Origin of the sequence: Bradyrhizobium sp. 2TAF36, assembly GCF_052114925.1 — a bacterium.
GTDB classification, from domain to species: domain Bacteria; phylum Pseudomonadota; class Alphaproteobacteria; order Rhizobiales; family Xanthobacteraceae; genus Bradyrhizobium; species Bradyrhizobium barranii.
The window spans coordinates 1-11,084 of sequence record NZ_JBFRFR010000154.1 but is presented as its reverse complement, the minus strand read 5'-3'; the positions used below and the strand labels follow the sequence as shown (position 1 = coordinate 11,084).

Sequence of the window (11,084 nt, the reverse complement as noted above, 5' to 3'; positions counted from 1 at the left end):
CCTTCAGGTCACGGGCAATCTCCTTGATCGTCTTGCCCTTGATGAAGTGCTCGCGCCGAATCCGCGCAATCGTCTCCACGATCAGCATCCTCGACCACCTGCTTCATTCCAAAGCAGGCAGCGCAACAGGCCAACCTATAGGGGGTCAATTTTGGGCTCTGACTCCCTTTTGATGCAGTTTGGGAGATGTCTGGCGTTTTGATTGGGGGAGAATCAGCGCCATGCAGCAGGCACGCCAGCGCCCCAGTCTGGTGCCGAGTGGGTTTGTTGTAGAGAGTGCGTATTTCGAAGGTGATAAGGCCGTTATTGCGGTCCGGGCGACGGGAAGCGTTGGTCTATGCCCATCTTGTGGAACGGTTTCCCGACGCGTCCATAGCCGGTACCGGCGACGTGTGACCGATCTTCCCCTTTCGGGACGGATCGTACAGCTTCTGGTGATTGCTCGTCGCTTCCGTTGTAACGCAGTCTTATGCGGGCGCCAGATCTTTACTGAGCGCTTCGCCGAAGGGGTACTGGCTCCATCAGCGCGACGCACGGCGAGGCTTGACTCGATCGTGCACCACCTCGGCCTGGCGCTTGGCGGACGACCTGCAGCTGGCTTCGCAAGACGGCTAATGCTGCCGGTAAGCAAGGATACGCTTCTGCGCGTGATCCGACGCCGTAGCCGTCCGTCGGCTGACCCGCTGAGGGTTATCGGCATTGATGATTGGGCCTGGCGGCGCAATCACCGATACGCCAGCATCATCTGCAACCTGGAACGGCGCCGAGCCGTCACCCTGCTGCCGGATCGGGAGCCTGCGACCGCCCAAGCCAGGCTCGCTGCGCATCCCACGATCGCGATCGTCGCCCGCGATCGTGGCGGAGGGTATGGCGAAGCCGCAGCAAAGGCCTTGCCGCACGCGGTACAGGTCGCGGATCGATGGCATCTAATGGAGAACGCCAGTCGGGCCTTCCTCGATGCCGTCCGCAAATCGATGCGCCAGATTCGCGGCGCAATCGGAGCGACAACAATTGATTCCAAACTGCTGACCGCGGCCGAGCGCCTGCAGTATGAAGGATATCTTCGCCGCGAAGAGACCAATGCGACTATCTTGACCCTGTCGAAAAGCGGAACACCGATCAAGCAGATCGTGCGCCAGACTGGCCATAGCAGAAAGCTGGTTCGACAGGTGATCCGTGGCGAACTCCATGACGTCTTCCGGACCCGGCAGAGTTCGCTCGATCAGCACCTGCCATGGCTCGACGATCAGTGGGCCGAAGGCTGCCGAAATGGCGCTGAGCTTTGGCGGCGCCTAGGGGCGCGCGGCTTCCGAGGCTCACTTCGTGTCGTCGCAGAATGGGCAACACGCAGACGGCGGGCCGAAAAGGCCGATGTCGAAAACCTTCACCGCATCCCGTCGGCAAGAACGATCGCTCGTCTTATGACGGTCGGACGGGATACGCTCTCGAAGGCAGAGACGGTCACGGTCGCGGCGATCGAAGCTCGCGTACCGACCCTGGTCGAGGCACGCGAGATCATCGCCGAATTCCACTTGATGATCCGGCGCAGAGCTGCCGCCGAGCTATCACCTTGGATCGAGCGGGCTCGTGCCAGTCTCGTTGCCTCATTCGCCCGCGGCGTTACGAATGATGAAGCGGCGGTTCGGGCGGCGATCACCTTGCCTTGGTCCAACGGACAGACCGAGGGGCAGATCACCGCCTCAAGCTCGTCAAACGCCAAATGTACGGCCGCGGGAAAATCGATCTGCTCCAAGCCAGACTAATCGGCGCAGAGTAATCGGAGCTGCACCAAAACTGGCGATCGTTGAGGCGATCGCCACTATCTGCGACGAGTTCGAGCACTATGGCTGGCGTCGCGTCCAGGCTGCGCTTCGCCAGCAGGGCCTGATCGTTAATCACAAGAAGATCCGCCGCCTGATGCGTGAGCATGACCTTCAGCCGAGATTACGTCGCCGCTTCATGGTGACAACAGACAGCGATCACGGTCAGCCGACCTTCCCGAATCTCGCCACCGACATCACTCCCACCGGTMCCGACCAACTCTGGGTGGCCGATATCACATATGTCGCCATCGCCGGCGGCTTTGTCTATGTCGCCGTCATCTTGGATGCCTGGTCACGGCGRGTGGTCGGATACGCCATCAGCCGCTCGATCGACGCCCGGCTGAYGCTCGCGGCCCTGGCCGCCGCGATCGAAGGCCGCAAACCACCTCCCGGCTGCGTGCATCATTCCGATCGTGGATCACAATACGCTGCGGCTGCCTATCGCGATCATCTTGCCGCCCACGGCTTGATCGGCTCCATGGGCCGGCGCGGCAACCCATACGACAACGCCACGGCGGAGAGCTTCATGAAGACACTCAAGGTCGAAGCCGTTTATCCGATGGCATTCGAAACCTTCATCGACGTTGCCGAAAACCTTCCGCGCTTCCTTGAGGAGGTTTACAACCGTCGACGGCTTCACTCGGCACTCGGTTATCTCAGTCCTGTGCAATTCGAGGATCAACACACCCGGCGAACGGTCAAACCAGCAGCCTGACCCCGTCTGCTCCGAGGGGCCCACTCCAWTMGGCTTCCAACATTGACCCCACACGAGATGAGCAATCCGGTGATGGTTCAAGGAATTGGGCCGTGTTGGGCGGGGTCAACCTTCGGCGCCGATCGGAGGTCAAACCGTACGCCGAATAACATTACGACGACGATGGCACTGTTCATTGCTGAGTGGTGCGGCGTCGAGCCTCTGACCATCACCGCTTAATCCAGAGTGACAATAAGCGATAAGACGCAGCCATAGCGAACAGTCGCGAGAATGCGGGCTGACAGCCGCACCGTACCCTCTGTTCCGTGAGGTGCACAGTCTTGTAACCGAATAGTTTTCCGTCGACTGGATCRGCCAGAAAAGCAAAACTCGTGAGCGGGCTCGACGAGGCGATGATCCGGATGATGCGCAACGGCGTGTTTTCCGAAATTGGGCGCACCGTGGCCGCCCAAGGCAGGTTCCGTCTAAAGCGCTTGCATGGGACGGAATCATCAGAGGGCTCCGGGTCTGGCCCAGTGATCCAAAAGACCACATCAATCGTTCTGACAGGGACACACACAGCGAGTTAGCATGTCTTACACCGCTCTCTATCTGGCCGTTGCTGTTCCATTCGCTCTCACCGACGCGATTTGGCTCAAACCGATGGGCATCTCGCGACGATCGGCGACATCGCGCGAAGCGAACCAAACCTCTGGCCCGCGATTGTGTTCGACTTGCTTTATCCGCTGGGACTGATCGCATTCGCGGTGTTACCCGCGCACGCCGCGGCTTCCGCCAGCAGGGCCGTGATGCTTGGCTTGCTGTTTGGCTTCTTCACCTATGCAACCTATGACCTTGCCAATCAGGCGATCCTCCGGAATTGGATCACGACGCTCTCCGTGGTCGACATCGTCTGGGGCGGATTGTTGGGTGGCGGCAGCCCCTACTGCGGATATTCGGCGGCTCGGCATCTGCTGACAGTCTGAGGAGCGCATCATGGCGGAGGCAACACGTAAATCGGCAAAGGATTTAAAGGGCGGTCTCACAGCCGCTGGCTGGCGCAAACTCGCCAAGCGGAACGGGTCGCGGTTGAAGCCGGGCTTCAAGAAGTCCGCCACGTCAATGACGCTTGCGGAAATGTGTTGGAAGGGCAGCTGGGCAGTACGCTTCCACGGTCGAAAGAAAATGCCTCCCCTGGGTGGACAAAAACGGCAAGCCGACCCGGCACGCGTTGTCGGCCCACGCGTGGGGGGAGCCCGTGCCCAAGACGGTCCCGGCCAAAGGCAGGCGCCTTCTAGAGCGATATCGGAAGCTAAAAGAGGCCAAACAGAAGCGGTAGCGGATCCGCCCCCACCCATTGACCCGGCTGAAAATGCATATTTTCGGATCGTACGGTGATCCATGTCGACTGCGGCGTCGTTCCTTTTGACGTACCGCACGCACAGGCATAACAACGTGAACGCTCAAGCTGCACGGCTGATCCGAAGGGAACCGTTCGAGGCGCACCCCTTTCCGACCAGGCAGCATCGACTCACAGGTGAAAGGCTGAAGGCGACGGTGGATTGGGCCTATTTGATCAAACGCGTCGCGAACGAAGGCGATCGCGACGCATTCGCCCGCCTGTTCGAGCATTTCGCTCCTCGCGTGAAGGGTTTCCTCGTCAAGACCGGAAGCGATCCCGAAACGGCGGAAGACATCGCTCAGAGCACTTTCGTGGCCGTGTGGCGAAAGGCAGGTCAGTTCGATCCGGCTACCGCGGGCGTTGCGGCATGGATATTCACGATCGCGCGCAATCAGCGCATCGACGCCGCCAGGCGTTCCGTTCGTCAGGAGCGGGCCCTCTCGGCCGAAGCGACTTACGAGGTGGATACCGCGGACTCCCCCGAGCAGATACATGCTCGGAACGAGGACGCTGCGCTCATTGCGGCAGCGCTTGCTCGTCTATCGGAGGAGCAATCCACCGTGGTCCGTTTGTCGTTTATTGAAGAGAAAGCGCACGGTGAGATCGCCACCTCGCTGGGCATCCCGCTTGGTACCGTCAAGTCGCGCATTAGATTGGCCATGAACAGGTTGAGAGAACTACTGGACGAACCGAAATGACTATCAAGCATCATCCCCCGGAGCATCTCATCGCCGGCTTTGCCTCCGGTTCGCWCGAGGAAGCGGATCGACTTGCCATGGCGGTCCATGCAGCTCAATGCCCGAGCTGCCGCCGGCTGCTTGGGGCCTTGGAGCGGATCGGTGGCACGGCTATCGACCAAGCTCCCCCAGCTCCCATGCGCGAAGACGCATTTTCGAATGTCCTCGCCAAGATCGATGCGAAGCTCGCGCCTTCGCCTGCCGCAACTGGTGCAACCGCGACGCCGGCGGAGGACGATCTGCCCGACGTTCTCCGCCGATGCCGTTTCGGCAAACAGCGCCGCGTGGCTCCGGGCGTGAAGATGCAGCCGATCATCCTGTTGGGTGCCGACCGGTCGCGCGCCTTCCTGCTCTGGTCCGCTCCCGGCGCCAAGATGCTCGATCACACGCATTCCGGGACAGAGTTGACCTGCGTCCTGAAAGGCAGCTTCGCGCACGAAGGCGGTCATTTCGGGCCCGGCGACTTCGACTACGGCGACGGAGACGTGAACCACCAGCCTGTCGTGGGCATCGAGGAGCCTTGCCTTTGCTTCGTGGCGATGTCCGGCAGCCTGAAAGGCAATGGGTGGCTCGGGCGCCTTGTATCGCCTTTCATCAGGCTCTGATCGACCTGCAAAGTAAGGTGCAGCGCCGCGTGTAGAAACGAGGGCCAACGTATTCGGATGGCGAAGTCGACGCAGCTGAAGACACGAAACCTCGTCCTGGTCTTGGGCGACCAACTCGACGGCGACTCCGCAGCCTTCGACGGCTTCGATCCTGAAGTCGACGTGATCCTGCAGATGGAGGTGATGGAAGAAGCGGCCTACATCACTCAACACAAGGTTCGCGTCGCCTACTTCTTCGCCTCGATGCGACACTTCAGGGAGGCTATGATCGGGCGTGGGCGACGCGTGCACTATGTCGGCATCGACGATCCCGCCAATACAGGCAGTTTCGAAACCGAAATCGAGCGCGCTCAGAAGCTGCTGAAACCCGAACGCACCATCGTCCTCGAGCCGGGAGACTGGCGCGTCGCTGAGAAGCTGAGACGTCTTCCCCAGCCGCCTGAGAAGAGGACCGATCGGCATTTCCTCTGCTCGCGGGACGAATTCGCCGCTTTCACCCGGGATCACCCACGATACATTCTCGAGACCTTCTATCGCTTCATGCGCAAGAAGACCGGAATTCTGATGGACAAGGCCGGCAAGCCGATCGTCTCTGCATGGAACTGCGACGAGCAGAACAGGAAGCCGCTTGGGAGAAATGCGCCGGTCATTCCGTCGGTGCCTGCCTGCCAGATGGACCCAATAGCCACGGAAGTGCGCGACGTCGTTGCGCGACGCTTCGCCAGCAGCCCGGGCAAGCTCGACACCATCGACCTTCCCGTGTCGCGTGCCCAGGCTCTCGAACAGTTCGAGGATTTCGTATCTAACAGGCTGCCGCTGGTCGGCACCTATCAGGATGCGATGCGTAATGGAGAGCCCTTTCTCTACCGCTCGCGCCTTACCGGCCCGGTCAATCTGCATATGCTGACGCCGGACGAGGTAATCAGGGCAGCGCACGCGAATCGAGCGGCTCCGCTGCACGCGATCGAGGGTTTCGTTCGCCAGATCCTCGGGTGGAGGGAATACGTACGCGGCATCTATTGGCAGCGAATGCCCCACTATGCCGATGAAAATGCTTGGACGCGCATCTCCGGATGCCCCGGTTTTACTGGACGGGCGAGACCGACATGCGCTGTCTCGCGGACGCCATTGCGCACACCATCAACCATGCCTACGCCCATCATATCGAGCGCCTGATGGTGCTCGGGCTTTTCGCGCTGCTTCTAGGCGTCGCTCCTTACGAAGTGCACCGTTGGCACATGTCCATGTTCTGGGATGCGATCGCCTGGGTGTCGCTGCCCAACACGCTTGGCATGAGCCAATATGGGGATGGCGGCGTGATGGGCACGAAGCCCTATGCTGCGTCCGGCGCCTACATCAATCGGACGAGCGACCATTGCAAAAAGTGCCGGTTCGATCCCAAGACGGCCGTGGGCGACGATGCCTGCCCGTTCACCACGCTCTACTGGAATTTCCTCGCCAAGCACCGCAAGCGGTTCGCTTCGAACGGCCGCACGAGAAATCATTACCTCAACCTGGCCCGGAAGGACACCGACGAGCTCCGGGCAATCCGGCGACGCGCAGACGCGCTCGCCTCGAGCCCGCCCTAGTTAGGCGTTGAGAATGACTATGCTGGCGTTCAAAATAGTCGCAAACGAAACCCAGAGCGCATAGGGCGCAAACAGCAGCGCCGACAAGCGATCGCGAGACCATTGGTACGCGATGAAGGCCAGGATGGTCAGCAGCATAGCCACTATGACGATCAGCGCACCTTTGGTCGAGTGGATGGTGAAAAAGATCGGCGACCAGGCGAAATTTAAAACCATCTGAGCGCTCCAGTTGAACTTTCCAATCGCCTCGCCTTGCGCTGCCCACACTCTCCAGCCGGCGACAGCGATCAGCAGGTAAATCACCGACCAGACGGGTCCAAAGATATAATTGGGCGGGTTGAAAGATGGCTTGCTCAAGGCGGCGTACCATTGCCCTGGAGGATTCAGCATTCCGATCGCGAAACCTGCACCGACCACGGCGATAACGAACATCGCTAAGCTGACGTAGCTCGGCTTCCCGGATCCGACTCTTTTGTCCGATCGGACGAGGGTCCCCTCTGCTTTAAATCTAATCATCTTCGCTTTGCCCAAATTCTACGCCGTTCGCTCAAGCGTCGCACGGATGCGACTGATCATGACTTGCACGTTAACGCACAGTTCATGGAACTTCAGCCGCTCCGCCCCTGAGGTCGTGAGTTGCCCGATTTCCCACAGCGCTGCCGAGGCCTGCTCGATGCGACCGAGCAGCCCGAGGATGTCCATCGGCGCTCCGCCCGTATCCATCTGTTCGGCGACGTCTTCGGCGAGCCGGGCGACCTGCGCCATCCGCGTTTCAGAGGCAAGATCGTCATCCGGCCGGGGAAACCGTATGATGTTGTTTTCGATCATCGGGTAACCGCCGCGTCCGTCCGTCAATACGCATAAAAACGCGGCCGAAGCCGCGTTGGATCACTTTGCGGCCGGCAACCGCTGCAGGATCAACTCCCTCTCCTTGTTCCTTTCCCAAACCTTGATCCGGCTGGCCTTTACTTCGAGTAGCACCAGGCCCGGAGTATCGGTGCCCTCCTCGAACCATTCGTCGAGATCCGGCGTCCAATGCTTTTCAAAAGCGGCCTTGTCGCGGACCAATTTTGCCGTCCCTTCGACGGCGATGTACACCGATCCGCTGAGCAGGTGGAGGGATAAGCGCATTGCTGCGATCGTGAGACGATGCGCCGAGATCCCCGGCCACGAACTCTTCAAGTATGTGGACGACAACGGGTCATGGGAACGGTCGATTCCGGAGATTCTAGGCGTAACACGCCCGCGATCTGCCGGAAGAGCTACGTGCCCCCCGAAATCCTGACAGCCTACATGTCGGGAGACCTCGTCAGGATGATCGACGCGAAGATCGCCCGTAGACTCAAACGCTAGTACGCGAAGCTAACGCCGGACGAGGTCATGGTGCTGGCTTTCCGCAAGCGGCTGCAGGCATTGAAGACCCCTTGAACAACGCACACCACCGGCTGGGTCGCACAGAGCCATATTCCCCCCAGCAGGTTCTCTCGTCGGGAGAGGCAGCAGAACTGACGTCTCTCCCGACTAGCATTCACTGCGGTCTAGAGGCGACGTCGCACTCAACTCTTCGGCAGCATGACGGTGTCGATCACATGGATCACGCCGTTGGATTGCTTTACGTCCGCAATCGAGACCGTGGCGACGTCGTTCTTCTCGTCGGTCAGCGTGATCTTGTTTCCATTCAACTTGGCGGTCAGCATGCAGCCGCCAACCGTCTTCACCGGATGCGCGCCCTTGTCATCCTTGATCATCTTGTCGATGGCGCCTGACATGGCCTCCGCCGCCACGACGTGGCACTTCAGGATCGTCGCAAGCTTTCCCTTGTTCTCCGGCTTCAGCAGTGTATCGACCGTGCCCGCAGGTAGCTTCTCGAATGCCGCGTTCGTGGGCGCAAACACCGTGAATGGGCCCTTGCCCTTTAATGTGTCAACAAGACCTGCCGCCTTCACGGCGGCAACCAGGGTCGTGTGATCCTTGGAATTAACGGCATTATCCACGATGTCCTTGTGGGGATACATCGCGGCCCCACCGACCATCGGGTTCTCGGCGAGAGCGGCGGTGGCCATGAGGCCGAAGCCAGATGCTGCGATCAAGCTCAAAATGCGATTGTTCATGTCGTCTCCTGTGTGCCCGGCTCCGATGAGGAACTTCCGTCGGCAGTATGAATACGACGCCGGCCCGGAAATGGTTTGCAGATATATTGCGGCGAAGCGCCGCGAAGCGGCCGGTGATCCAATCTGAGATGTCGAACGTTCGGGCCGCTTCGCACCTAAGAAAACTAGCGCCGGGAGCTTGGCATGTATTAGAGATCCTCGCCTCAACTTCGTATACGCTCCCGTCAGGTAAAGAGACTTTAGAATGGTCGAGCTGGAAATGGCATTGGACGGGGCGCTTCAACGTTCGACCATGGCATCGGTCGAGAACGGTTTTGCTGAGCAGGTGCTTACACTCGGGACCTGATCAGATACTGTTCGGTGCGTGGCGACGAGTTCGTGGTCCAGGACCGCGTGTTCAGCGAGCTGCGCAAGCGCGGCTATTCCATGGAGCGCTTCCAGACAGGAAGCGATCGAACGGCACCCCGGCGGATCACCCTTTTCTCCCGCGCATTCCCGGGCGCCCATCGTTGTCGGAACGCATAGGCCGCGCGAGGAGAAAGGACGATCGCTGTCTCTGCAGGTCCATGTGGAAGTGGTCCCGCCCGGCCCCGACACCTTGTGGACCCATCCCCCCTTTGAACCGGTAATCGATGGCGATTGGCTGTATGGCCGCGGAGGCGCCGACATGAAGGCAGGGCAYGCAGCAAATCTCTACGCGCTCGACGCGCTGCGGAGAATCGGACTGCAGCCGGCCGCCACGGTTTATGTGCAATCGGTTGTCGAAGAAGAATCCACGGGCAATGGCGCCCTGATGACCCATCTGAGAGGGTATCGGGCCGAGGCCGTTCATCCCGGAGCCCGAGATGAGAAGCTGGTACGCGCGAACGTGGGCGTCATCTGGTTTCAAGTGAAGGTTCAGGGCATACCCGTCCATGTGAGAGAAATGGGAACGGAGCAAACGCGATAGATGCCGCCTATCGCGTGATCGGCGAGCTGCGAAGGCTCGAGACGGAGTGGAATGCGAAGAAAGCCGGGCGCCCGCATTTCGAGACCGAGGATCACCTGATCAACCTGAACATCGGCAAGATCGAAGGCGGGGACTGGGAATCGTCCGTGCTAGCCTGGTGCCGGATCTATCCGGGGTGGTCGGCCGCCGACGCCTCTCGCGAGATTCGGTAGCGCATTGGAAAGTTCGCGCCACAGACGCGTTTCTGTCGAATATCCCACCTACCGTAACTTTTCATGGATTTCATACGGAAGGCTACGTCCTGGAGCCCGGCACCGAGGCCGAGGCGGTCTTGGCCGTTGCCCATCGCGTGGCCACTGGCAAGACTCCGCAGACCTTCATGACCGCCGGATACCTCGATACGCGGGCCTATTCGCTTTACGACGAGACCCCTGCGCTATGTTACGGCCCTTATTCCCAAAACATTGATGGATTCGACGAACGCGTGAGTCTGTCTTCGCTCAAGCGAATTACGATGCAAATAAGCGCCGCACTTTGCCCCCCATCTGGAGTGGGCCCCTCGGAGCAGACGGAATGGCTTTCAGCAATTGACCCGGCAGCCGGGCTTTCAGAGGATGAAGGCCCATGGCGAAGCACCGAACGCATAGCGTCGAGTTCAAGCAGCAGGTTTCCCAGGAGTATCTGAGCGGCGAGACACTGCATGCCCTCGCGAAGCGGCATGACATCTCCCGCAATCTGATCTGGGTCGAGAAGTTTCAGGCGGGCGCTCTCGATGAAGATTTGGCGGCGGCCGATCTTCTCCAGGATTATGAGGCGCGAATTGCCGCCCTCGAGAGGCTGGTCGGCAAACAGGCCCTGGTGCTCGAGTTTCTAAAGGGGGCTCTGCATGCACGACCGCGGAGGAGAAGCGAGCCTACATCCGCGATCACCGGCCCCGCGGCCTCTCCGTCACGGAAGGATGTCGGCTGATGGGGATTGCGCGCTCGACTTASTATGACCGCTCTGAGAAGGCGGCCGATGATACYGCGATCGTTGAGGCGATCGCCACTATCTGCGACGAGTTCGAGCACTATGGCTGGCGTCGCGTCCAGGCTGCGCTTCGCCAGCAGGGCCTGATCGTTAATCACAAGAAGATCCGCCGCCTGATGCGTGAGCATGACCTTCAGCCGAGATT

At 60.1% G+C, this 11,084-nt stretch carries 11 protein-coding genes and 3 pseudogenes; 10 read left to right on the top strand and 4 right to left on the bottom strand.

Going from position 1 to position 11,084, the window contains the following annotated elements; translation table 11 throughout:
- Window positions 1–221: 221 nt before the first annotated feature.
- The 7 genes and pseudogenes from AB4Z51_RS43015 to AB4Z51_RS42985 all read left to right on the top strand — a co-directional run bounded on the left by AB4Z51_RS43015 (window position 222) and on the right by AB4Z51_RS42985 (window position 6,850).
- Window positions 222–1,777 (top strand): annotated as a pseudogene (locus AB4Z51_RS43015) (ISL3 family transposase).
- Window positions 1,777–2,538 (top strand): IS3 family transposase, encoded by a 762-nt coding sequence (locus tag AB4Z51_RS43010; RefSeq protein ID WP_441499596.1) that lies wholly within the window; start codon window positions 1,777–1,779, stop codon window positions 2,536–2,538. Before AB4Z51_RS43015 ends, AB4Z51_RS43010 begins: the two are co-directional and overlap by 1 nt.
- A 629-nt stretch (window positions 2,539–3,167) precedes the next feature.
- Entirely contained in the window at window positions 3,168–3,503 is a 336-nt protein-coding gene (locus AB4Z51_RS43005; protein WP_167768343.1) for a DUF2177 family protein, read from the top strand.
- A gap of 10 nt (window positions 3,504–3,513) precedes the next feature.
- Window positions 3,514–3,915, top strand: a complete 402-nt coding sequence (locus AB4Z51_RS43000) for a DUF6321 domain-containing protein (protein ID WP_441499595.1) — start codon at window positions 3,514–3,516, stop codon at window positions 3,913–3,915.
- A gap of 159 nt (window positions 3,916–4,074) precedes the next feature.
- Window positions 4,075–4,617, top strand: coding sequence for a sigma-70 family RNA polymerase sigma factor (locus AB4Z51_RS42995; RefSeq protein WP_135217199.1), 543 nt, complete (start codon window positions 4,075–4,077; stop codon window positions 4,615–4,617).
- Complete coding sequence (locus AB4Z51_RS42990) at window positions 4,614–5,261, top strand: ChrR family anti-sigma-E factor (protein WP_441499594.1); 648 nt, start codon at window positions 4,614–4,616, stop codon at window positions 5,259–5,261. The genes AB4Z51_RS42995 and AB4Z51_RS42990 overlap by 4 nt, the downstream gene beginning before the upstream one ends.
- A 57-nt stretch (window positions 5,262–5,318) precedes the next feature.
- A pseudogene (locus tag AB4Z51_RS42985) lies at window positions 5,319–6,850 on the top strand (cryptochrome/photolyase family protein).
- Here the strand turns inward: AB4Z51_RS42985 and AB4Z51_RS42980 are convergent.
- From AB4Z51_RS42980 to AB4Z51_RS42965, 4 genes are all read right to left on the bottom strand, one after another.
- Window positions 6,851–7,282 (bottom strand): TspO/MBR family protein, encoded by a 432-nt coding sequence (locus AB4Z51_RS42980; protein WP_135217195.1) that lies wholly within the window; start codon window positions 7,280–7,282, stop codon window positions 6,851–6,853.
- Between the two features lie 102 nt (window positions 7,283–7,384).
- Entirely contained in the window at window positions 7,385–7,678 is a 294-nt protein-coding gene (locus AB4Z51_RS42975; RefSeq protein ID WP_135217194.1) for a hypothetical protein, read from the bottom strand.
- Window positions 7,679–7,738: 60 nt separating this feature from the next.
- Window positions 7,739–7,981: a pyridoxamine 5'-phosphate oxidase family protein gene (locus AB4Z51_RS42970; protein ID WP_135217193.1), complete on the bottom strand. Its 243-nt coding sequence runs from the start codon at window positions 7,979–7,981 to the stop codon at window positions 7,739–7,741.
- 425 nt (window positions 7,982–8,406) lie between these two features.
- On the bottom strand, window positions 8,407–8,961 hold the full coding sequence (locus tag AB4Z51_RS42965) for a fasciclin domain-containing protein (protein WP_135217192.1): 555 nt from the start codon (window positions 8,959–8,961) through the stop codon (window positions 8,407–8,409).
- 259 nt (window positions 8,962–9,220) lie between these two features.
- Between AB4Z51_RS42965 and AB4Z51_RS42960 the strand changes: the two are divergent.
- The 3 genes and pseudogenes from AB4Z51_RS42960 to AB4Z51_RS42950 form a co-directional block, all read left to right on the top strand.
- Window positions 9,221–10,469: pseudogene (locus AB4Z51_RS42960) on the top strand (ArgE/DapE family deacylase); the annotation flags it as partial.
- A gap of 65 nt (window positions 10,470–10,534) precedes the next feature.
- Entirely contained in the window at window positions 10,535–10,879 is a 345-nt protein-coding gene (locus tag AB4Z51_RS42955; RefSeq protein WP_135217191.1) for a transposase, read from the top strand.
- Window positions 10,879–11,084 (top strand): IS3 family transposase (locus AB4Z51_RS42950; RefSeq protein WP_441499593.1); only part of this gene is annotated, 206 nt, incomplete at its 3' end. The genes AB4Z51_RS42955 and AB4Z51_RS42950, both read left to right, overlap by 1 nt.